We start from the raw sequence: 21,761 nt of genomic DNA, 5'->3' as shown, positions 1-21,761 counted from the left end.
CACCATGAGAAAAACCAGAAGGCGACTGCTTTCGTACGCCGTGGCGGCACTGATCGCCATCGGCGGCGGGGCGTTCGTCCTGCCCGGAATCGCTGAGGCACACGGCACGATGATGACGCCGGGCAGCCGTACCTGGCTCTGCTACCAGGACGGCAAGACCAGCACCGGGGAGATCGTGCCGAAGAACGCGGCGTGCGCGGCCGCGGTCGCGCAGAGCGGCGTCACCGCGATGTACAACTGGTTCGCCGTGCTCCGCTCGGACGGGGCCGGCCGGGTGTCCGGCTTCCTGCCGGACGGACAGCTGTGCAGTGGCGGGACCGGCGGTCCGTACAACTTCACGGGCTTCAACCTGGCCCGGACCGACTGGCCCAAGACGCACCTGACGGCCGGCAAGACGATCGAGATCGACTACAACGACTGGGCCAAGCACCCGGGCACGTTCTCGCTCTACATCACGAAGGACGGTTACGACCCGACCAAGCCGCTGGCCTGGAGCGATCTCGAACCGACGCCGTTCAACCAGGCGACCAACCCGCCGGCCGACGGCGGGCCGGGCACCGACACCGGGCACTACTACTGGAACGCCACCCTGCCGTCCGGCAAGTCCGGCAACCACCTGATCTACTCGGTGTGGTCCCGGTCGGACAGCACCGAGACGTTCTACGGCTGCTCGGACGTCGTCTTCGACGGCGGCAACGGTGAGGTCACCGGAGTAGGCGGCACGACCACGCCGACCACACCTCCGACGACGACGCCCACCACCGCGCCGACGACCACGCCCACCACGGCGCCCACCACGGCGCCGACGACCGCGCCCACCACCAGCGCACCCGGTGAGACCGGCTGTGCCGCGATGTACAACATCACCGGAGCCTGGACCGGCGGTTTCCAGGCCGAGGTGATGGTGCACGCGCTCAGCACACCGATCAGCAAGTGGACCGTGACCTGGACCTTCCCCGGGTCGCAGACCGTGACACAGCTCTGGAGCGGGACGGCCACCACCAGCGGTTCGCTGGTGACGGTCAAGAACGCGAGCTGGAACGGCACGGTAGCCGCGAACAACTACACCACCTTCGGGTTCCTGGGTTCAGGGACCGCGCCACCGACGGTCAACAACCTGACCTGTAGCACGGCGTAACCCGAAGAAAGACGGGCGGCGGCGCATCCGCGCCGCCGCCCGCTCCTTGCGACTATTTGGCCAGCAGGAACGTCTCCCGCAGGGTGTCGTACGCCGGTTTCGGCTGCAGCTGTTCGTCGAACGGCGTGGCCGAGCCCTCGGTGGGGAAGACGCCCGGAACCCAGGAGTACTTGTCCGTGAAGCCCCACACCGTGTACGAGACACAGTTGCGGACCAGCAGGCACGCCCGCAGCAGCAGGCCGAAGCCCTCCGCCTGGGCCTGCACCTTGGTCGAGTCGGCCGGCATGATCATCCGGATGTCGACCTCGGTGAACGCCGTCTTGACGCCGAGCGCGTCGAAGCGGCGCACGTTCTCCAGGACGTTACCGGGCAGGCCGTACTGAATGCCCAGATGCCCTTGCAGGCCGAAACCGTGCACCGGCACGCCCTGCGCCCGCAGCGACTTGATCAGCGCGTAGTAGGCGTCGCTCTTCGGGCCGAGCCAGTCGACGTTGTAGTCGTTGAGGAACAGCAGGGCGCTCGGGTCGGCCTGGTGCGCCCAGCGGAACGCGTCCGCGATGTAGCTCGGGCCGAGCGCCCGCAGCCAGATCGTGTCCCGCAGGGTGCCGTCCTCGTTGAACACCTCGTTCGCCACGTCCCACGCCCAGATCCGGCCCTTGAAGTGCCCGACCTCGTCGAAGATGTGCTTGCGCAGCAGGGCTTTCAGCTGCGCCGGGGTGAAGTTGGCCTCGGTCAGCCAGGACGGGTTCTGGCTGTGCCAGACCAGGGTGTGCCCGCGGACGGCCTGGCCGTTCTTGCGGGCGAACTTGATCAGGTCGTCGGCCGGTCCCCAGTTGTAGGTGCCCTGGGTGGGTTCGACCTCGGCCCACTTCATCACGTTCTCCGGCGTGACCGTGTCGAACTCGCGGGCGACCGCGGCCGCGTACGGCGCGTCGGCGGCGAGCGCCGACATGTCCACGGCGGTGCCGATCTTGGTGCCGGTGCCGCGGGCGGCGGCCCGCAGCCCGGTGTCGCCGGCCGATGCCGGCACAGAGGCCATACCGACGACTGTGAGCGCGGCGAGAGCGGCTGCGCCCAGTCCTTGACGTATCGAAATCATCTGACGTTCCCTCCGGTGGTGGAACCGAAAGTTGCGGTAACTTCCGGAAAGCTTCGTTGCCGCAGGCGCCCACGTCAATGACGTAAATCCATAGAAGATCAACTCGAACAAGGCTTGACGGCATAGATCGACGCCTCTACGTTACGAATGTTCGGCTGACATGTTTCCGAAACTTCCGACCGTCCTCCCGGGGGTTCCACGTGTCCCGCTTCCTTTTTCGCTGCCTGCTCGCCGCCGTCACGGCGACCGGCACCCTGACCGCCATCTCGTCCCCGGCCCTCGCTCACGGCGGGCCGACCGCGGCCATCGTCGACACGGCGAGAGGCCACGGCAACGTCTTCAGCCTCACCTTCGACGACGGCCCCAACCCGCCCGACACCCTGGCCCTGCTCAAGGTGCTCCGGAAGCACCACGTCAAGGCGGTCTTCTGCCTCGTCGGTGACCAGGTCAAGGCTCATCCCGAGGTGGTCCGGCGGATCGCCGCCGAGGGCCACACCCTCTGCAACCACTCGCTGCACCACGACGACCTGAGCGCCCTGACCCCGGCGCAGATCCGGGCCGACCTGGCCGAGACCAGCAAGCTCATCCACCAGGCCGTGCCGTGGGCGCACATCGCCTACTTCCGGGCGCCCTACGGCGCCTGGGGACAGTCCCCGCAGGTCGCCGCCGACCTGGGCATGCAGCCGCTGGGCTGGCGTTTCGACATCGAGGACTGGGTTCCGCCGGGCACCGACGTGCTGGCCCAGCGGATCCGGGACCGGATCACGCCGGGCGCGGTCGCGCTCATGCACGACGGCGGCGGTGACCGCAGCCAGACCGTCGCGGCCGTCGACCAGATCATTCCCGAGCTGCGCGCCCAGGGCTGGCGCTTCACCCTGCCGCAGCGCCGCGGCTGACAACGGAGGTCGCCTGATGTCCACCACCCGCCGCGAACTGCTCGCCCTCACCGCCGGGACCGCCGCCGGCGCCGTCGCCGCCAGTTCCCCGGCCTCGGCTTCTCCGTCGGCCGCTTCGTCTCCCGCCGGGGATTGGGTCGCCACCTGGGCGTCCGTCCCTACCACCATTCCGGTCCGGGGCACGCCGACCGTCCTCGACCGGCAGACCGTGCGGCACGTCGTGCACGCCTCCACCGGCGGCGACGAGCTGCGCATCCGGCTCACCAACGAGTTCGGCACGACGCCGCTGCACATCGGGGCCGTGCACGTCGCCCTGCGCGCCGAGGGCACCTCGACCGTCGCCGGCACCGACCGCCGGGTCACCTTCTCCGGGCACGGCGGCGCGACCATTCCGGCCGGTGCGCCGCTGGTCAGCGATCCGGTCCGGCTTCGCCTGCCCGCCGGGGGAGACCTGGCGATCAGCATCTGGTTCCCGGAGCGTACGACGGTGACCACGCTCGCCGCGTTCGCCTACCAGGACAACGTGATCGCGAACGGTGACGTCACCGCCGCGCGCACCGTGACCGCGGTCGCCACCCTGCAGCAGGACCTGTTCCTGTCCGGAGTGGCCGTGCGCAAGCGCGGCGGTGCCGCGATCGTCACCCTCGGCGACTCCATCACCAACGGCGCCAACACCGTCGCCAACCTCAACCACCGCTGGCCCGACCTGCTCGCCGAGCGGCTGCGCGCGGCCCGGATCGACCGGGGCATCGCCAACCTGGGCGTCTCCGGCAACCGCCTGCTGCACGACCCGAACCCGCCGGCCGGCAGCGACGCCGAGACGTTCGCCAACTTCTTCGGCGTCAACGGCCTCAAGCGCTTCGACCGGGACGTACTGGCCCAGCCCGGCCGGCAATACCTGATCGTGCTGCTCGGCGTGAACGACCTCGGTCACCCCGGCACCATCGCGCCGCTGTCCGAGGCGGTCAGTGCGGACGACCTGATCGCCGGGCATCGACAGCTGATCGCCCGGGCGCACGAGGGCGGACTCTCGGCGTACGGCGGAACGATTCTGCCCTTCAAAGACGACACGCTCGGCTTCTACACGGTCGAGAACGAGCGCAAGCGCCAGCAGCTCAACCGGTGGATCCGCTCCGGCGGCGAGTACGACGGGGTGATCGACTTCGACCGGGCGATGGGCGACCCGGCCGATCCGATCCGGCTCAACCCGGCCTACGACTCCGGCGACCACCTGCACCCGAACGACGTCGGCATGGCCGCGATGGCCGCCGCCGTACCGCTGCGGTTCTTCCGATGAAGCGGCGGTCCCTGCTGGCCGGCGCGCTGGCCACGCCGGCCGTCCTGGCCGTGCCGTCCCCGGCGTCCGCCTCGTCGTCCGCCTTTTCGTCGCCCGACCAGACCTCCGGCTATGTCAGCACGCACGGTGGTTCCGGGCGATTCGCGCTGGCCGGAGCGCCGGTCCTGGTGTCCGAGTCCGATTTCCCCGGCGTGGTCCGGGTGGCCGAGGACCTGCGCAGCGATCTCCACAAGGTCACCGGGTCGGACATTTCGGACGGGAACCCGCCGATCATTCTCGGCACCATCGGTCGCAGCCCGCTCATCGACAAGATCATCGCGCGGGGCAAATTGGATGTCTCCGGCATCCTCGGCAAGTGGGAGACGACGATCGAACAGATCGTCGAAAACCCGCTTCCGGGCGTACGCCGAGCGTTCGTGATCGCCGGCAGCGACCAGCGCGGCACCATTTACGGCGCCTACGACCTGTCCCGGAACATCGGCATCTCGCCGTGGTATTTCTGGGACGACGTCCCGGCCGCCCAGCACGACAACCTCTATGTGCTGCCCGGCCGGCACACCCAGGGCACGCCCGCGGTCAAATACCGCGGTTTCTTCATCAACGACGAGAACCCGGCCACCGGCACCTGGGCCCCTTCGTTTTTCGGCCCCGGTAAGGCGCCCGGCTATCCCGGCGGGCTGAACGCCGACTATTTCGCCAAGGTCTTCGAGACCATGCTGCGGCTCAAGGCCAATTACCTGTGGCCGGCCGTGTGGGGCCGGGCGTTCGCCGAGGACGACCCGCTCAACCACGCCACCGCCACCCGGTACGGCGTCGTGATGGGCACCTCGCACGAGGCGCCGATGATGCGCGGCATCGAGGAATGGAACCGGCACCCGGCCGGCACCCGCGAGTGGAGTTTCCGCCGCAACGCCGACGCCATCAAGGCCTACTGGCAGTTCGGCGCCGAACGCATGCGGGACGAGAACATCGAGGGCGTCATCACCCTCGGCATGCGCGGAAACGGCGACGTGTCGCTGCCCGACGGCGACGGCATCGACCTGATGAGCTCCATCATCGACAGCCAGCGGACCATTCTGCAGAACACCGGGCTGGTCGGCCGGCCCCAGGTGCAGACCCTCTACAAAGAGGTGCAGCGCTACTGGGACAAGGGTTACCGGCCGCCGGACGACGTCACGGTGGTCTTCTGCGACGACAACTGGGGCAACCTGCGTAAGCTGCCCGACCCCTCGTTGCCGGCCCGCAGCGGTGGCTACGGGATCTACTACCACTTCGACTACGTCGGCGACGGGCGTAACTACAAGTGGGCCGACACCGTCAATCTCACCAACACCTGGGAACAGCTTCATCTCGCGTACCGCAGCGGGGTTGATCGGCTCTGGGCGGTGAATGTCGGCGACCTGAAGAACGAGGAACTGCCCCTGCAGTTCTTCCTCGACTACGCCTGGAACCCGTCGGCCTGGCCGGTGGGCCGGCTGGGGGAGTGGACCCGGGCTTTCGCCGCCGAGAACTTCGGCGCGGCACTCGCGCCGGCGATCGCCGAGGTGCTCGAGGAGTACGGGCAATTGCAGTCCCGCCGCAAGCCGGAACTGCTCAACCGCCGAATCACGGTGGATCCCGCGAAGGACCCGGCTACCGACTCCTCCGCGATCGTCTACGACGATCAGGCCACCCCGTTCAGCCTCACCGACTACGACGAGATCGATCGGGTCACCGAGGAATGGCTGGCGCTCGCCTCCCGCGCTGATCGTTTGCGCGCAAGAGTGCCGGCCGCCTGGCAGGACGCGTTCTATCAGCTCGTCTATTACGCGCTGAAGGACACGGCGATCGTCTACGACCTGCGCCGGGCCGAATTCACCAACATCTGGTACGCGTCGCAGGGCCGCGCCGCCACCAATGCGCTGGCCGACCGGGCCGAGGAGTTGTTCGCCGAGGATCAGGCGATGAGCGACTACTACAACAACACCCTGGCCGGCGGCAAATGGCACAACTGGCAACTGCAACCGAAGATCGGGTACGGGAATGTCGCCCGCTACGGCCCGAACGCGCCGTGGCAGCAGCCGGAACTGAACAATGTGGCGCTGCCCGACGAGATCTACCCGTACCTTCAGCGGATTTCCCTCCCTTCCGAGCCGGCCTTGGGCGTATTCGCCTCGTTGCCGGTCCTGAGTCCCTGGCAGAGCCTGCCCGCGCAGCACATCGAGGTCTACAACAAGGGCACGACCCCGTTCCGCTACACGATCAGTAGCGGCGCTCCGTGGCTGCGCGTGACCCCGTCCGCCGGAACCGTGCGTGACCAGGTGCGACCGGTGATCACCGTGGACTGGCGGCATGCCCCACTCGGCGTCACCGAGGTTCCGGTCACCATCACCGGAGCCGGCACCACCACGGTCGTACCCGTGTCGGTCTCCCGGTCCGCGCTGAAGCCGGCCGGCTTCCTGGAGGCCAACGGTTACGTGGCGATCGAGGCCGACCACTACCGCCGCAAGACCGGCAGCTGGCTGCTGCTGCCCGGCATCGGCAAGACCGGCAACGGCCTGGTCTCGCTCGACGGCACCGGCAGGCTCGACTACCCGGTCACCCTGACCAGCAGCGGCCCGGTAACCATCACGGCCTACCTGTCACCGCGCAACAACACCCGCCCGACCGACGGCCTGAAATACGCCATCTCGGTGGACGGCGCCACCCCGCAGGTGGTCAACGTGACCACGGCAACCGGCGCCAACGACACGACGATGAACCGCCAGTGGGCCCGCAACACCTCCGACAACATCAACCGCACCACCACGACCCACACCGTCGCCGCCCCCGGCAAACACACGGTGACCTTCTGGGCGGTGGACCCGACCGTCATCGTCCAGCGCCTGGTGGTCGACACCGGCGGCGTCAAGTACAGCTACCTGGGCCCGCCCGAGAGCCGGAAGGCCTGACATGCGCAGACGCACACTTCTCGGGGTCGGCGGCGCCGCGGTTCCGGCCGCCTTGACCCTCAGCAGCCCGGCGGTGGCCTCGTCGTCCCGCCGCTGGGTGCACACGTGGGTGGCGATGCCGCAGCTCACCGAGCCCGGCAACCTGCCGCCGGCCCCGTTCACCGGTGCGGCGTCGGTCCTGACCGACACCACCCTCCGCCAGACGGTGCACATCACGATCGGCGGCCCCCGGGTGCGGGTCCGCTTCTCCAACGCGTTCGGCGGCGCCGCGCTGCCGATCACCGCGGCCGCACTGGGCCGCCCCACGGACGGGCTGGCCGGGGTTCCTGGGGTGGTCCCCGGCAGCCTCCGTCCACTGACCTTCGGCGGCCGCCCCGGAGTGGTGGTCCCGGTAGGAGCCCAGGTGGTTTCGGACCCGGTCGCCCTCCCGGTGCACACCGGCGAAAACCTGTCCATCACGGTCTATCTGGCCGACGGCCAGGCCACCCTGAATCTAACTTCACACCCCGGCTCCCGTACGTCGTCATGGTTGGTCAAAGGCAACCTGCTGACCGCTCCGGACCTGCCCACCGCAACCCGCGCCGACCACTGGTACCTGATCAGCGGCGTAGAGGTCCTGGCCGGCGCGCCGGCGCTGGCGATAGTCGGCGACTCGCTGACCGACGGCCGAGGCTCCACCACCAACGGCAACGACCGCTGGCCCGACCAGCTGTTCGCCCGCCGCCAGCGCATAGCCATCCTCAACCAGGCAGCAGGCGGCAACCGAATCCTCAACGACGGCCTGGGCCCCAGCGTCCTGGCCCGCCTGGACCGGGATGTTCTGGCCACCGGCGGCGTAGACCGCATGCTCCTGTTCGAGGGCGTGAACGACATAGGCACGGCCGCAGCGACGCCGGCCGCCCAGAAGCAGGTGACCGACGACCTGCTGTTCGCCTTCACCCAGATAGCAGAGCGAGCACATGCCAGAGACATAACGGTCTACGGCGCGACGATAACCCCGTTCGGCGGCAACACCGGCTACGACGATCCCGACGGCCTGCGAGAGGCCTCCCGCCAGTTCCTGAACAGAGAAATCCGCCGAGGCCGAATCTTCGACGAGATAGCCGATTTCGACGTGGCCGCCCGAGACCCAGCCACCCCACGCCAGCTGAACCCGCTCTACGACACCGGCGACCACCTGCACTTCAACCCCACCGGCTACGCCGCCCTGGCCGCCGCGGTCCCACTGCGCTGGCTGACGCCGTAGTTCTCCGTCGAGCCGGGCGGTCCCGCCGCCACGCACGCCCGGCTCCCTGACCAATCCGCCCACGCCGAGAACACAAGGGGTCGCCGGCCATCTATCGATGAACGTCCCTGGCGAGAACACGGACTCGTGGATCGGTGCGAGTACCGTTTTCGCGTGACGTCTCGCCGAGTCGGGTGGTTGGCGCGGTTGCTCGTGGGCGGAGTGGTGGGCGCGGTTGCCGTCGTTGCCGTCCTCGCGTTGGTCGCGGATGGCAAGGCGCCGGCTGCCGTGGTCACCGGTGCGGTCGCTACTCTGGCCGGCACGTTCGCTCCGACCATCGTCGAGCTATTTCGTGGTCGCGATCGCCCTCGCCACGACATCGAGGGGCTGCGGGTGGGTGAGCTGCACCGCTCAGTGGTGTGGCTGCTACATCCGGCCTGGCCGGTCGTCCGGTTCTTCGGCCGTGCGGAGGAGTTGCTGCTGCTCACCGAGTGGGCGGACGACCCCGACGCTGCACCGGTTCGTCTGCTCGCGGCGCCAGGCGGCTTTGGGAAAACCCGGCTGGCCCGCGAGTTCGCGTCCCGTGTGACGTCCAGACCGCGAAAGTGGGGAGCAGCTGTCAATTGCTCTTGGGCGCGAGGCCGCAACGACCGAATATCTCTCGAGCCGCGACGACAACAGCCCGCTCCTACTGATCATCGACTACGCCGAGTCGCGCGACCCGCGGTATCTCGCCGAGCTCATTTACACCGCGGCGGGGGAGAGGGAGAACCGCGTTCGGATGCTGCTGATCGCACGTACCGCCGGTCCGTGGTGGACGTCCCTTTCAGCCGCTTATCCCGAGCAGGGCATGGTCCTGGACAGCCTCACGACGCCGGGCAATGTGATCGAACTGGCCGCCGACGTCGGTGAGCTCGAGCCGGGCGAGATGCTTTACAGCGCTGCGACCCAGTTCGGCGCCGAACTGGGAATCGAGGTGCCCGGCCGGCTCCGCTTCCCGCCGTACCCGGCCGCCACATCGGTACTGCGTCTACATGCAGCTGCCCTTCTTTCGGTTCTGGACGGCACCGGTGACCAACAACGTCGACCTGATGTGCTGTCGGAGCTGCTGCTGCATGAGGCGCGCTACTGGCGAACCAGCGCCCACCGCGCCGGACTCGCCTTGCCAGGTGACGTCGGACTGGCGGACGAGGTACTCCGCCGGTCGGTAACCGTGGCCACGTTGCTCGGCGCCTCCGATGTCCTTGAGCTGGCCGGTCTCGGGCGGCGACTTGAGGGTGACCAACCGCTGGTGTGGCAACGATGGCTCTCGGAGATGTACCCGGCGGACGAACAATCCGGAGAATTCCTCGGAACGCTTCAGCCTGACCTGCTCGCGGAGTGCCTTGCCGTTGAGGTACTCACCGCGATGGAACCGGCTGATCTGGAGGCCGCCCTGGCCGGCGCCTCGCCCACGCAAGCTGAACGGGCATTGACCGTGCTGGGTCGCGCGGACCCGGGCAGTGAGCTGATCAAGGCGGTCCTGCGTACTGACCCGGTCACCATGGCCGGCGCCGCGCTACGCGTAGCTCCACGATTTCCCGGGCAATTCGCCCCGTTGGTCGCGAACCTTCTGAGCCGTGTCGTGATCGACCTGCCTCGACTGGAAGAGCTTGCGCTGAGCCTGTCCACGCCATCGGACGAGTTGAAGGACGTCGGCGTATTCCTCACTCGGATGGTGATCGACCAGCACAGCTCCGAGACCCCACGGCCCAAGCGTGCGGCGTGGCTGGCCCTGCACGCGCAGCGGCTTGCAGAGACAAATCGCCGTCTGGCCGCCAGCCAGTCTTGGGGTCAAGCCATCGAGATCTATGAGGCGCTGGAAGCCTCCGACCCCGGCAGGTACCGGGGTGAGTTGGTCATCAACGGAGTGAACTTCGCAGTCAACCAGGCCGAACTCGGACTGCTCGAGAGCGCGGGAAAGATCAACGAGAGCGCGATCGCGGTGCTCGTGCAACTCGGGGACGACGACCCGGACGAATACCTTCCCATCCTCGTGCACGCCATGATCAACCAACTCGCCTGGAGAGCGAAGGCTGGCCAACTGGAGATACAACCGAAGGTTTACGCCGATACGATCAACTTTGTCCGTCGGGTCGTCGAGGCATGCCCGGGAGCTGACAACACCAGCCTGGCGCATGCCTTGTCCAACTACGCGCTCTACCTGGACGACGGAGAGATGCCGCAAGAAGCGGTGCGGGCCAGCGCCGAGGTGGTGGATATCTACCGCGAACTCGCCGACCGCAATCCGGATGCGTATCGGCATGACTTCGCCCAGGCGGTCAAGAGCCACGCATATTTCCTGGCGCGTGCCGACCGGCCGATCGATGCCGTCGCCCGGAGCGCGGAAGCGCTCGCGGCATACCGGACATTGGTCGCCACCTACCCCGCCGCGTACACGGGTGAGCTGATCGACGTCCTCGTCGATCACGGTACGTGGCTCCTGATGGCTGACTGTCCCGCCGAGGCAAAAGCCGCCGGCCGCGAGGCCGTCACGCTGGCCAACCAGCGGCCAGCCATCCATGCCGAGAGACTTGCCGCAGCGCTCCAGCTGATCAGGGACGCCGAATAGCTATAGCAAGTCCAGCAGCGTCCCTATCCGGGTGGCCGGCACTCTCGGGCTGGGAACCGGCCGATCAACCGGGTCCTGCACATCATGGCCACCGTCCAGCTGCGCAATCCCACCGAAGGCTGCGCCTACTTCGACCGCAAGAAAGCAGCCGGGAAGACGTCGATGGAAGCGATGCGGGCGCTGAAACGGCGTCTGTCCGACATCGTCTACCGGCAGATGCTCAACGACGCCACCACGGCGACGGCGCCGGGTTCGGGAGGACACCAGGGAACGTCAACGAACTCCAGCGTGACCGGCTCTCATCCCCACATCGGCTCTTCGGAGAAGTCACTTCCCGAACCCGCCGACAGCAAGACAATCACAACCATCCTGGTCATCCACGGCGCCGGCCCGCGCGGCGAAACGGCGTGGCGACAATCTTGCCGGACGGCTGGCGAGGTTTCAAAGTTAGTGGGTGACCCGCTCGAATAGCAGGTCACCCACCCGTCAGATCTAGTTCGCTGGCCCGACGTCTTTCGTCTTGCCTATTTCGCCCTCCGAGAGTGCCGGAGCATTTTTCAAAGTACCTGGCTCGGTGCTGCCGACGGATTTGTCGGGAACCTTGCCCTCTTGCCGCACGTCGCTTCGCTCACCCATGATGAACTCAATTCTCAGGAGTCGGGCGACCTGGAGGATTAGCCTCCAGTTACGTCCGGCGGACTGCTTCGATTGGCGGTCCGCGAAGCCGAGAACTATCACGAGGGAAAATACTACGAAGATTAGTGCGGCGATCAACTGGATCGCCACGGCTGTTAACCCTGACCTTCCGAGTCAGCTTACTTGTCTGGTGAAATAAGATTCTCTGGATTGGTCTATAGAGTGACTTTTGGTCACACCAACTTGCGAATACCGCTCGCAATAAAGGCGATTGTGTCATCTTCATTGCGGGCTGCGTTCCAGAGCTTTTTATAGCGGTCGAATCGAGGGCTTGCGGCGTCCGGTGAGGTGATGCCGCGCACCTCCCGTCTTCAACCGCGGCGTCCTCGAGGATCTCGTCGGTGGTGCCCGTCTCGCGATACATCACCGCGCAGGACAGGTCACCATCGTCGGCGAGGAAGAGATTGTCGAACCTGGCGTTGTAGGACATCGCTACCGGTGTCGAGAATGGGACCATTCGCACCGCCCGCATGGCGATCTCGGACATCCGGATCAGCTCCTGCAACTGTGCTCGCGGCACAGCCGTCCCGGCCACCCGCGTGCGGAACGCCGACTCGTCGAAGAGCGCGGTCATCCGCGATAGGCCCACCCGGCCGAGAGCCGCGTCACGCCGCAACTTCCGCGCCTGCAAGCGGTACCCGCTCTGCTCGAGATCCTCGCTCCACATGTCGATCAGCACGGAGGGGTGCTCCATGATCTGCAACGAGCCGAGTATGTGGAACACCGAGAATTGGATCGAGGCCGCCTCGGCCTCGTACTCGATCAGCTTGTGCAGCGGATCGGTGAGGGACTGGCGATACTCCGGCGTCTGATACCAGGCCTGCCGCTGCCGCGTCCGCGCGATCTTCGCCGACTCGATCAGAGTGGCGACCTGCGCCCTGTCCTTCACATTCAGATACGCCAGCAGTGGCCTTAAGTCATTCGGAGCGATGCTCGCATCGCCGTTCTCGATCCGGATGACCTTGCTTAGGCTCCACTCCATCTCCTCGGCGACCTCGCTCTGCGCAAACCCGGCCGCCTCGCGCGCCTCGCGCAGCGCAATGCGCACGCGACGTCGCGCAACGGTGGGCGAGTCATCCTCAGCCATGAGGTCCTTCAACGTCGAGACGATGGAGTGAAACTCCATTGTGCAATTTCGCTGGCTGCGAACTGCAGCCAGCGAAGTCGCGTACCTACGGAGATGATGTGTTGTCGAGCCCATGATCGGAAGGTGGAACTCCGAAAAGGAGCGCTTTGGGCGCCTCTACGGCACTCGGTTGCCGCCAAGTGCCGTTCGGACCCTCTCGGCCCTCTCCGAACAGCTGCAACCAGTCAATCAAAGTCTTCGGGTGTTCCGCCATGTTTCAAGGTGCCATGTGGCACATTGCGAAGTACGCGCCGGCCGATGGGTGAGTCATCGCGGCTCGCCCACCTCCCCAGCCCACCGGATTCCGTCAGCAGCGACGATCATCAGCCGGGCATCCGGCTCAAACAGATCCGTGCGCGCGGCATCAGCGCGGCGGGCACGGACAGGAGCCCCCGCGCCGACGGGCGCGCGATGCCTGCCGCAATACAGCGGTTTTGCCCGAAGCACGACAGAAGGGGCAGCGAGCCGGTTGCGGCCTCGGTGGGCGACCCCGATGCCGCGCCAGGCTCCTGGTATGTCCGGAGTGAGGCCTCCGGCCCCGATGCCACCAATCGGGCGGATCCTCGTGCGGGTGGTCAACCAGTACCGCAACCACGGCTGCATCGTCCAGCCTTCGGCGGTGACCGTGTCTCCGTCACCGAGCAGGCCGTCCCGGGCGGCGATCGCCTCACGGCGAGTCAGGTAGCCGCCACGGTGCAGTCGTTCGCGCCGGCCCGGCAAGACCGGAACGACACAAGCGAAATACCAGCTCCCATTCATCACTCACCGCAGCCAGCCAGCACGCGGATCGCGGCAAATCCGTACACCCGATCTTGGCTCGTGCAGTTCGTGGACGGCTTCCCGGCCGTCGCGAGCCGCTCCGGCCGGAGCCGTGCCGTTCAGCGCGGCGGGGTCGGGGGATCGAAGTAGCTGACCTCCTCGCGGACGATCGCGCCGCCGGCAACGGTGTACAGAGACAGTTTCGTCGCCTCGGCGCGCCGCCCGGTCGGGCTGTGAGTCTGATCGAAAGTGAACCGGACCACGAAGCGATCGCCGCCGACGAACGGGCCCTCGACGGTCTCGGTGTGGATCTCCAGGTCCGCGGTCAGCCGCTCGGCGTTGGCCATGATGTCGGGCAGACCGCCCAACTCCAGGCGCTCGCCACCGGTCTCGGCGGGCGCGATCCGGACCAGGCCGGGGTCGGTCAGGGTCACCGCGCGGTCCATCCGCCCGGCGCGGAACGCCTCGACGTAGCGCCGGGCGACCTCCTCGACCGGCAGCGGACGGAAGTCGGCAGCGTGGTCACCGGCCCACGACGCGAACGACCGGGCCGGCGATCCGGTCAACTCCCGTACCGTGTCGGTCACCGGCTCGGGCGTGGCGACCAACGAGGCCCAGTACGCCAGGGCGGCATCGGCGAAGCCGGGATCAGCCCAGCTCAGCATTTCCGCCCGGGCCTCGTCGTGTCCGGCCTCCTCGACCGGCACCGGTCGACCGGCCGCCGCCCCGATCAGCCGTACCTGCTCGGCCTGGGTGACCGCCGCCGGCCCGGTGAGGGCATAGGCACGCCCGGCGTGGCCGGGCGAGGTCATGGCCAGGACCGCGACGTCAGCGATGTCCCGCTCGTCGATGAGCGACCGAGCCGCATGCGGATACGGGATCCGCACCGGGCGCCCGGCCCGGATCGCCGGCGCCCACTGCAGGGTGTTCGTCGCAAAACCGCTCGCCCGCAAGAACGTCCAGTCGGCGCCGCTGCGCCGGACCGCGTCCTCGACCTGGCCCCACACGCCGTTGCGCTCGGGCGGGGCATCATCGCGCACACTCATCGCCGAGACGTACACGACCCGCCGCCCCGGCCGGCCGATCACGGCCGCGACCTCGTCGATGCCGTCGGCCGCCATGAAGGGCCACACCAGCAGTACCGCGTCGACGTCCCGCACAGCGGCGCGAAGCGCGCCGAGGTCCCGCACGTCCGCCCTGACCCGGTCGACGCCCTCGGGCAGGTCGCTCACGTCGCGGGCCAGCCCGCGTACCGCCAAACCTCGGTCACGCAGCATCCGCACCACGTGCCGGCCGATGTTGCCGCTCGCCCCGATCACCAGGGCCTGCTCGGTGTCTGTCATGACGGCCATGCTTCGTGGTGAACTAAGGTTCACGTCAAGCGCTACGCTGACCTGGTGACGGCCGACACCATGCCGATGCTCACGACCGGCGAATTGTCACGCCGGAGCGGCGCGCCCGCCTCGACACTGCGCTTCTACGAGCGGCAGGGCCTGATCACCAGCCATCGCACCGCCAGCAACCAGCGCCGCTACGACGACAACGCGCTGCGCCGCGTGGCGTTCGTTCGAGCCTCGCAGCGCGTCGGCATGACCCTCGCTCAGATCAGCGAGGTCCTGGCGTTCCTGCCCGAGGGCATCGCCCCGACCCGCGCGTTCTGGCAACGAGCTTCCCAATGCTGGGGCAAGGCCGTCGACGAACGCATCGCCCGCCTGGAACGCGACCGGACGCAGTTCACGGCCTGCGCAGGCTGCGGCTGCCTGTCGTTCGACACCTGCAGACTGGTCACCTGACCATCGTCAGGCTGTTCCTGTCCCAGTCCGATTCGGCCGCGTTTACGCCGGGTTCTCGACGCCATCGGCCACAACCATTCTGGCTCCCTGCATGACGCGGCCGGACCCGCCGCGGCAATCCTTGCGGCGATCGAGTGAGGGCGACGTCTGAGCGCGCAGGACAGCGTTGGAGGTGCTGATCGACTACGTCGGATGGGTCCGTCCCGAACAGCGTTACCTAGACGCTGATGGCAACATCCGCTCGGCGGACGATGCCCTGCGGGAGGTCACGGCAAGCCTGGCACCTCTTCTCCGAGAAACAGCCAACGACAACAACGGCCACGTGGGCTGGCCACTCTTCGGTAAGCGCGTATTTATCGTCGCAACCAAGAAGGACTACGAAGGTCCAATAAGGATCGCCCTAGTCTGCAAGCGTGAAGGTCTGGGGTGGTGGAGAGTTCCGTGGGTCATTGAAGATTGGGTCGTCAAAGAGTCTCCGCAGTGGTTCAACGAACGTGAATGGCGTCAGCCGTTCAGCAGTGTAATTGGTTATGTTCCCTACGAGGCGGAGGGGTGGATGGCTGTTGTGAACGCTGATGCCGAAAAGAGGTAATTCGCAAGACGCTTGAGTGCAAATAAGTGAGCCGCCTTAATCATGACGGTGCTGGCCACGGCGCAGCGAGAGTCTGACGAGGCGCCCCCGGGCATGATCGAGTGCACTCAACTCGGATCCGTAGTGGGCGACTCCTTGACCGACGGCCGAGGTTCGACAACTAACGGCAACGACCGCTGGCCCGACCAGCTGTTCGCCCGCCGCCAGCGAATAGCCATCCTCAACCAGGCCGCCGGCGGCAACCGAATCCTCAACGACGGCCTGGCCCCAGTGTCCTGGCCCGCCTGGACCGGGATGTCGACGTGGCAGCCCGAGACCCGGCCACCCCACGCCAGCTGAACCCGGCCTACGACAGCGGCGACCACCTGCACTTCAACCCCACCGGCTACGCCGCCCTGGCCGCCGCGGTCCCGCTGCGCTGGCTGACGCCGTAGTTCTCCGTCGAGCCGCCCGGCCGGCTTAGCCGGCCGGGCGGGCTGCCGATCGTTCCGTTGTGCGGCAAAAGCCGTACGAGCCAAGCGGAAAGACCCACAATGAACAGCGAGCACGAGGAACTTCACGACCACGACATGGGCCTGTCCCACGACATTCCGCTGATGCACCGGCGGCGACTACTCGGGGTGGCGGCAGGCACCACAGTGGCGGCCCTGGCCGTCGGCGCGCTGGCCTCGCCGGCCGACGCGGCGCTCAAGACGATCCCGGAGGAGACCGCCGGACCGTACCCCGGTGATGGCTCCAACGGGCCGAACGTGCTCACCAAGTCGGGCATCGTGCGCAGCAACATCCGTAAGAGTTTCGGCACGGCGACCGGGGTGGCCAAGGGCATCCCGGTGGCCATCAAGCTGAAGCTGCTCACCGCCTCGACCAGCAAGCCGGCCGCGGGCCTCGCGGTCTACCTCTGGCACTGCAACCGCGACGGTCTCTACTCGCTGTACGGCAAGGGTGTCACCGCGGAGAACTACCTGCGGGGGATCCAGGCCACCAACAGCAACGGCTGGGTGACCTTCCTCAGCGTCTTCCCCGCCTGCTATTCGGGCCGGTGGCCGCACATCCACTTCGAGGTCTACCCGAGCCTGGCCAAGGCGTCGAGCGTGAAGAACAAGCTGCACACCTCCCAGGTCGCGCTGCCCGCCGACGTCTGTTCGAAGGTCTACGCCACCACCGGTTACAGCGCCAGCAAGAAGAACCTGGCCCAGGTCAGCCTGAAGACCGACAACGTCTTCTCCGACGGTTACACCCAGGAGATGGCCTCGGTAACCGGCTCGGTAACCAAGGGCTTCAGCATCGCTCTGACCGTCGGCGTGTGACCCTGAGGCGATATCCGGACCTTCCCCGAGATCAGTACGGCCATGGCGTCGTTCTGAGGTCTGACGACCGGGCACCGCCCGCGGGCGAGGATGGTCCGGTGCTGCGAATGATCGTCAAGGGGACCGTGTTTCGGTGGCGCCGGCTGATGCTGTCGGGGCTGGCGGTGATGCTCGGGGTCACGTTCGTTGCGGGCGCGCTGATCCTCACCGCCACCCTCGGCGGCTCCTACACCGACGTCGCCCGCCGGGTGCAGGCCGGCACCGACGTGGTGGTGAGCTCGGCCGACCCGATCTCCGCCGCCGGCGTGCCGGCCGCACTGACCGCCCGGCTGGCCACGGTGGACGGGGTGGCCGCCGCGACCGGCGTGGTGTCCGCCGACGGCGCCCGGTTGATCGGCGCATCCGGCAAGGTCGTGTCCTCGCCGGATCAGGCCCGCCTGGGCGTCAGCTGGCCGGGCCTGGGCCGCGCGGCGCAGCTGCGCGACGGGCGCGGCCCGGGACTCGACACCGAGATCGCGATCAGTGCCGCGCTCGCCCGGACCGCCGGTGTGCGGGTCGGCGACCAGGCCGCGGTTCTGACCCTGCGACCGAAGCGCACGTTCACCGTCGTCGGCGTCTTCGACTACCCCGACACCGAGCAGCAGGTGGTCGCGTTCACCGAACCGGTCGCGCAGACGGTCATGCTCGGCGCGCCGGGCGCGTACTCGTCGATCTCGGTCGCCGCCCGCGCCGGCGTGTCCGCGCCGGAGCTGCGGCAGCGGGTCGCCGAGGCCCTCGGCTCCGGCTACCGGGTCCGGACCGGGGAACAGGTCAGCATCGCCGACGGCGCCGACCGTGGCCGTTCGCTGAGCCTGACCAACGACCTCCTGCTGGGATTCGCCGGGGTGGCCCTGTTCGTCGGCGCGTTCCTGATCCTCAACACCTTCTCGATGCTCGTCGCGCAGCGCACCCGGGAACTCGCGCTGCTGCGCGCCATGGGTGCCTCCCGTCGTCAGTTGATCGGCTCGGTGCTCGCCGAGGCCGCCCTCGTCGGGTTCGCCGGCTCGGTCGCCGGGCTGGCCGCTGGAATCGGAGTCGGTGCTCTGGTGGCCCGGGCGCCGCTGGTCGTGCCGGGCAGCGCGGTCGGCGCCGCGTTCGCCGTCGGACTGCTCGTCACCATGCTGGCCGCGCTGGTGCCGGCAAGGCACGCGGCGCGGGTGCCACCGATCGCCGCGTTGCGCGACACCGAGGCACCCGAACGGCCGCTGACCAGGCTCACGGTCGCCGGAGCCGTCGTGTTCGCCGCCGGAGCCGGGCTGCTGGGGTTCGGCTACGCCGGCGGCAGCGCGTCCCTGCTGCTCGGCGGGGTGGGTGCCGGGTTCGCCGGGACGGTCATGCTCACGCCGGCCGCCGCGCGGCCGGCGGCCGGACTGATCGGGTGGGTGTTCGCCTGGTCGGTGCCGGGGCGGCTGGCGCGGCTCAACGCCCGGCGCAACCCGCGGCGCACCGCCGCGACGGCCGCGGCCCTGATGGTCGGGGTCGCGCTGCTCGCCGGGATCTCCACCGTGTTCGTCTCCGCGACGACCAGCGTCGGCCGGCTCGTGGAGGATCAGGTGCGGGCCGACCTGATGATCAGCGGCGACGCCAACGGGGCGGGCCGGGCCGGCTTCGACCCGGCGGTCCTCACCCGGATCGCCGCCCTGCCCGGCGTGCAGGCGGTCACCGGGCTGGGCGAGGGCGGTGCCGACATCGACGGGCAGCGGGCGTACGTGGAGACGGTCACCGACGTTCCCGCACTGCGTGACATGCTCGGGCTGACCGTGGCCGCCGGCCGGATCGGCACCCTCGCCGCCGACCAGATCCTGGTCGACGAGCGCAACGTGACCGCAGCCGGCCCGCACGTCGGTGACCGGGTGACCGTCCGGCTGCCGCGCGGTGAGGCCCGGCAGTACACGCTGGCCGGCGTCTACACCGATACCGATCTGCTCAACGGATGGCTGCTGCCCGCCTCCGCGGCCGCCGGGTTCCGCTCCGGCCAGCCGACCCAGGCCTTCGTGCGGCTGCGCCCCGGAGCCGACGCGGCCGCGGCGAAGCAGCAGCTGACGACCCTGCTCGCGGACAGCCCCGAAGTGGTCGTGAGCGACCGCGCCGCCTACACGGCCCAGCAGAACGCCAAGGCCGACCGTCTCCTGCGGATCGTGCAGCTGCTGCTGGCCCTGGCCGTCGTGATCGCCGTACTGGGCATCGTCAACACTGTCGCCCTGTCGGTCCTGGAACGCACCCGCGAGCTAGGTCTGCTGCGCGCGGTCGGCCTGCACCGGGTCCAGACCATGCTGATGACCGCCGCCGAAGCTACCGTGATCTCCATCTTCGGCGCCCTGCTGGGCGTCCTGACCGGCGCCGCCCTGGGCGCCGCCACGGTCCGGGCCCTGCAGACCCAGGGCGTCACCGACCTGGTCGTGCCGCTGGACCGGATGGGCGCCTACCTGGGCCTGGCCGTCGTCACCGGCGTGCTGGCCTCGCTGCCCCCGGCGGCCCGCGCGGCCCGCCTCAATGTCCTACGCGCCATCGCCCACGACTAGGGCGAGCCACGTGTCGAACTCGGCCGGGGTGCGCAGGTGAACGGTCCGCAGGTGCGTCTCCCGGGCGGTCCGCTCGGCCAGGTAGGCGCGCCGGGCGGCGAAGTTGGTCACCGCGTGCCAGAACGGGTGCACCGGGGACAGCCAGTCGCGCCACAGCTCGACATTTCCGCCGAAGATCTTCTCCCGGTGCCACGAGCGGGAGAGGGACCGGCGCAGCAGCCGGGGCAGTACGACACGGCGGGGATAGTCGAGCCACACCACGGTGTCGGCGGCGGCCCACATCGTGTCGCGCACGTCCGGCGGCCCCCACGAATCAAAGATCCAGCCGGGCTCCCGGACGATGCGCTCGACGTCGGCGACGAAGGTCGGTGGGGTCGCCCAGCCGGGGCCGATGGCGAGGGCGTCCATCTCGTGGAACGGCAGCCCGAGAACATCAGCCAGCCGCCCCGCCGCGGTGGTCTTCCCCGCCCCGGACATTGCCACGACGAGGACACGCTGCACGTCCCGACTATAGGCGGGGCCGGAGGGGGTCGCGGGCGCTGCGGCGTCAACTGCCAGTCAGCGGCCAGCTTCCGCCCGTCCGGGCTGAATGTCAGATCGCACATCAGCGTGACATCACTGAATGCCGGAGTCTTGACGGTTTCCCTGCGCGTCCCCGAACGGGTGATAGGCCGTGACCGGCCGGATCTAGGACACCAGCCTCGACACCATGGCAAGTCCGGTGTGACGCTTCGCTCTCTACGGCGACACCACGTCGATGCAGGTCACGGCACATGTAAGGGGAGAGACAATGGGCGATGTCGCAGGCGTGGTGGACCCGCACGCCCCGATCACCAATGTGCCGGTCGAGGAGGAGAGCGAAGGCGCAGTCCAGCTGTCGCCTCCGGTTCCGGGCCGGGCCGAGCCGATCGAGCCGAACGGCGTGGTGGAGTCGATTGCTGGGTTACGCCGGGAGGCGGCCGGTGAGCTGCTTGCGCCGGATGCCGTGCTGCCCGATATCGGCGTTGCCTCGTTCGGCGGCGAGATGCAGATGGAGACAGTGCATGGGGCCGACGACCGGGTCGCGGTCTCGGACACCGCCCGTTATCCGTGGTCGAGCATGGCGTCGCTGCTGATCACAGCGCGGGACGGGTCGCAGTGGATCGGCACCGGCTGGTTCATCGCCCCGCACGTGCTGGCCACCGCGGGGCACTGCGTCTACATCAACAACAGCCCGGTGGCGGCGCGCAATGGTTGGGTGCTGAGCATTCAGGTGATGCCCGGGCGCAACCGTACGGCCCTGCCGTTCGGCGCCGTCACGGCGAACCGCTTCTGGACCGTGCACGGGTGGGCGAACGGCGGCGACCAGAACTACGACTATGCCGCGATCGTGGTGCCCACTCCGATTGGCGACACTGTCGGCACCCTCGGCTTCGGCGTGTTTCCCGACGAGGAACTGGCCGAGCGGGTGGTCAACATCGCTGGCTATCCGGGCGACAAGGAGCCGGGCACGCTCTGGTACGACGCCCGGGCGGTGGCCGCGCTGGCGCCGTCGAAGGTCCACTACGACCTGGACACGGCCGGCGGGCAGAGCGGCGCCGCGGTCTACGTGATCGACGAGGACGGCCGCCGGATCGGGGTGGGAGTGCACGCCTACGGCGGGCCGACCACCAATTCCGGCACCCGGATCTCGCCGCCGGTCTTCAAGAATCTGTCCGATTGGAAGGCCTGAACCGCGATGGAGCGGACCGC

General features: G+C 68.4%; 18 protein-coding genes and 1 pseudogene. 14 read left to right on the top strand and 5 right to left on the bottom strand.

The features are described 5' to 3' along the window. Nucleotides 1-4: 4 nt before the first annotated feature. Nucleotides 5-1,138 carry a lytic polysaccharide monooxygenase auxiliary activity family 9 protein gene (locus tag Ate02nite_RS26765; RefSeq protein ID WP_203810257.1) on the top strand — a complete coding sequence of 378 codons (1,134 nt, stop codon included), beginning with the start codon at nucleotides 5-7 and terminating at the stop codon, nucleotides 1,136-1,138. A gap of 52 nt (nucleotides 1,139-1,190) precedes the next feature. On the opposite strand, the gene Ate02nite_RS26760 is transcribed toward Ate02nite_RS26765, so the two are convergent. Next, the gene (locus Ate02nite_RS26760) at nucleotides 1,191-2,177 is read right to left on the bottom strand and encodes an endo-1,4-beta-xylanase (RefSeq protein WP_239147710.1); all 987 of its coding nucleotides are present in this window, start codon (nucleotides 2,175-2,177) and stop codon (nucleotides 1,191-1,193) included. 260 nt (nucleotides 2,178-2,437) lie between these two features. Here Ate02nite_RS26760 and Ate02nite_RS26755 point away from each other — a divergent pair, with 260 nt between their 5' ends. The 6 genes from Ate02nite_RS26755 to Ate02nite_RS26730 all read left to right on the top strand — a co-directional run bounded on the left by Ate02nite_RS26755 (nucleotide 2,438) and on the right by Ate02nite_RS26730 (nucleotide 11,667). Continuing rightward, nucleotides 2,438-3,133 (top strand): polysaccharide deacetylase family protein, encoded by a 696-nt coding sequence (locus Ate02nite_RS26755; protein ID WP_239147709.1) that lies wholly within the window; start codon nucleotides 2,438-2,440, stop codon nucleotides 3,131-3,133. Nucleotides 3,134-3,149: 16 nt separating this feature from the next. Beyond that, nucleotides 3,150-4,430 carry an SGNH/GDSL hydrolase family protein gene (locus tag Ate02nite_RS49515; protein WP_203810253.1) on the top strand — a complete coding sequence of 427 codons (1,281 nt, stop codon included), beginning with the start codon at nucleotides 3,150-3,152 and terminating at the stop codon, nucleotides 4,428-4,430. After that, the gene (locus Ate02nite_RS26745; protein WP_203810251.1) at nucleotides 4,427-7,360 is read left to right on the top strand and encodes a glycosyl hydrolase 115 family protein; all 2,934 of its coding nucleotides are present in this window, start codon (nucleotides 4,427-4,429) and stop codon (nucleotides 7,358-7,360) included. Before Ate02nite_RS49515 ends, Ate02nite_RS26745 begins: the two co-directional genes overlap by 4 nt. A 1-nt stretch (nucleotide 7,361) precedes the next feature. Further along, on the top strand, nucleotides 7,362-8,606 hold the full coding sequence (locus tag Ate02nite_RS26740; protein ID WP_203810248.1) for an SGNH/GDSL hydrolase family protein: 1,245 nt from the start codon (nucleotides 7,362-7,364) through the stop codon (nucleotides 8,604-8,606). 760 nt (nucleotides 8,607-9,366) lie between these two features. Next, nucleotides 9,367-11,196 (top strand): tetratricopeptide repeat protein, encoded by a 1,830-nt coding sequence (locus tag Ate02nite_RS26735; protein ID WP_203810246.1) that lies wholly within the window; start codon nucleotides 9,367-9,369, stop codon nucleotides 11,194-11,196. A gap of 84 nt (nucleotides 11,197-11,280) precedes the next feature. Further along, nucleotides 11,281-11,667, top strand: a complete 387-nt coding sequence (locus Ate02nite_RS26730; protein ID WP_203810244.1) for a hypothetical protein — start codon at nucleotides 11,281-11,283, stop codon at nucleotides 11,665-11,667. Between the two features lie 214 nt (nucleotides 11,668-11,881). On the opposite strand, the gene Ate02nite_RS26725 is transcribed toward Ate02nite_RS26730, so the two are convergent. From Ate02nite_RS26725 to Ate02nite_RS26720, 3 genes and pseudogenes are all read right to left on the bottom strand, one after another. Then, nucleotides 11,882-13,018: a Scr1 family TA system antitoxin-like transcriptional regulator gene (locus tag Ate02nite_RS26725; protein ID WP_203810242.1), complete on the bottom strand. Its 1,137-nt coding sequence runs from the start codon at nucleotides 13,016-13,018 to the stop codon at nucleotides 11,882-11,884. Between the two features lie 878 nt (nucleotides 13,019-13,896). After that, nucleotides 13,897-14,277, bottom strand: a complete 381-nt coding sequence (locus Ate02nite_RS48955) for a nuclear transport factor 2 family protein (RefSeq protein WP_275422963.1) — start codon at nucleotides 14,275-14,277, stop codon at nucleotides 13,897-13,899. Between the two features lie 6 nt (nucleotides 14,278-14,283). Next, nucleotides 14,284-15,120: pseudogene (locus Ate02nite_RS26720) on the bottom strand (NAD(P)H-binding protein); the annotation flags it as partial. 54 nt (nucleotides 15,121-15,174) lie between these two features. Here Ate02nite_RS26720 and soxR point away from each other — a divergent pair. The 6 genes from soxR to Ate02nite_RS26695 all read left to right on the top strand — a co-directional run bounded on the left by soxR (nucleotide 15,175) and on the right by Ate02nite_RS26695 (nucleotide 20,030). Continuing rightward, nucleotides 15,175-15,570, top strand: a complete 396-nt coding sequence (gene soxR, locus Ate02nite_RS26715; RefSeq protein ID WP_239147708.1) for a redox-sensitive transcriptional activator SoxR — start codon at nucleotides 15,175-15,177, stop codon at nucleotides 15,568-15,570. Nucleotides 15,571-15,742: 172 nt separating this feature from the next. After that, nucleotides 15,743-16,162, top strand: a complete 420-nt coding sequence (locus Ate02nite_RS26710) for a hypothetical protein (protein WP_203810238.1) — start codon at nucleotides 15,743-15,745, stop codon at nucleotides 16,160-16,162. 123 nt (nucleotides 16,163-16,285) lie between these two features. Beyond that, nucleotides 16,286-16,501 carry an SGNH/GDSL hydrolase family protein gene (locus tag Ate02nite_RS26705; protein WP_307873291.1) on the top strand — a complete coding sequence of 72 codons (216 nt, stop codon included), beginning with the start codon at nucleotides 16,286-16,288 and terminating at the stop codon, nucleotides 16,499-16,501. Continuing rightward, complete coding sequence (locus Ate02nite_RS49735; protein WP_307873290.1) at nucleotides 16,465-16,596, top strand: hypothetical protein; 132 nt, start codon at nucleotides 16,465-16,467, stop codon at nucleotides 16,594-16,596. The genes Ate02nite_RS26705 and Ate02nite_RS49735 overlap by 37 nt, the downstream gene beginning before the upstream one ends. Nucleotides 16,597-16,695: 99 nt before the next feature. Continuing rightward, a complete protein-coding gene (locus Ate02nite_RS26700; protein WP_203810236.1) occupies nucleotides 16,696-17,469 on the top strand; it encodes an intradiol ring-cleavage dioxygenase in 774 nt (257 codons plus the stop codon). 98 nt (nucleotides 17,470-17,567) lie between these two features. Next, a complete protein-coding gene (locus tag Ate02nite_RS26695) occupies nucleotides 17,568-20,030 on the top strand; it encodes an ABC transporter permease (RefSeq protein WP_438871254.1) in 2,463 nt (820 codons plus the stop codon). Here the strand turns inward: Ate02nite_RS26695 and Ate02nite_RS26690 are convergent. Next, entirely contained in the window at nucleotides 20,007-20,531 is a 525-nt protein-coding gene (locus Ate02nite_RS26690) for a P-loop NTPase family protein (RefSeq protein WP_203810234.1), read from the bottom strand. The two genes, Ate02nite_RS26695 and Ate02nite_RS26690, sit on opposite strands and share 24 nt — an antisense overlap. Nucleotides 20,532-20,820: 289 nt before the next feature. Here Ate02nite_RS26690 and Ate02nite_RS26685 point away from each other — a divergent pair, with 289 nt between their 5' ends. Then, nucleotides 20,821-21,741, top strand: coding sequence for a trypsin-like serine peptidase (locus Ate02nite_RS26685; protein WP_203810232.1), 921 nt, complete (start codon nucleotides 20,821-20,823; stop codon nucleotides 21,739-21,741). The last annotated feature ends 20 nt before the right edge of the window (nucleotides 21,742-21,761 follow it).

Origin of the sequence: Paractinoplanes tereljensis, assembly GCF_016862435.1 — a bacterium.
GTDB classification, from domain to species: Bacteria; Actinomycetota; Actinomycetes; order Mycobacteriales; family Micromonosporaceae; genus Actinoplanes; species Actinoplanes tereljensis.
The sequence above is the reverse complement of the archived record's forward strand: the minus strand, read 5'-3'. Positions and strand labels throughout refer to the sequence as shown.

Excerpts from the sequence above, each read along its gene's own strand:
- Ate02nite_RS26765 (WP_203810257.1), top strand. The coding sequence starts at position 5 with ATGAGAAAAACCAGAAGGCGACTGCTTTCGTACGCCGTGGCGGCACTG.
- Ate02nite_RS26760 (WP_239147710.1), bottom strand. The coding sequence starts at position 2,177 with ATGGCCTCTGTGCCGGCATCGGCCGGCGACACCGGGCTGCGGGCCGCC.
- Ate02nite_RS49515 (WP_203810253.1), top strand. The coding sequence starts at position 3,150 with ATGTCCACCACCCGCCGCGAACTGCTCGCCCTCACCGCCGGGACCGCC.
- Ate02nite_RS26745 (WP_203810251.1), top strand. The coding sequence starts at position 4,427 with ATGAAGCGGCGGTCCCTGCTGGCCGGCGCGCTGGCCACGCCGGCCGTC.
- Ate02nite_RS26740 (WP_203810248.1), top strand. The coding sequence starts at position 7,362 with ATGCGCAGACGCACACTTCTCGGGGTCGGCGGCGCCGCGGTTCCGGCC.
- Ate02nite_RS26735 (WP_203810246.1), top strand. The coding sequence starts at position 9,367 with ATGCTGCTGATCGCACGTACCGCCGGTCCGTGGTGGACGTCCCTTTCA.
- Ate02nite_RS26730 (WP_203810244.1), top strand. The coding sequence starts at position 11,281 with ATGGCCACCGTCCAGCTGCGCAATCCCACCGAAGGCTGCGCCTACTTC.
- Ate02nite_RS26725 (WP_203810242.1), bottom strand. The coding sequence starts at position 13,018 with ATGGAGTTTCACTCCATCGTCTCGACGTTGAAGGACCTCATGGCTGAG.
- Ate02nite_RS26700 (WP_203810236.1), top strand. The coding sequence starts at position 16,696 with ATGAACAGCGAGCACGAGGAACTTCACGACCACGACATGGGCCTGTCC.
- Ate02nite_RS26685 (WP_203810232.1), top strand. The coding sequence starts at position 20,821 with ATGGGCGATGTCGCAGGCGTGGTGGACCCGCACGCCCCGATCACCAAT.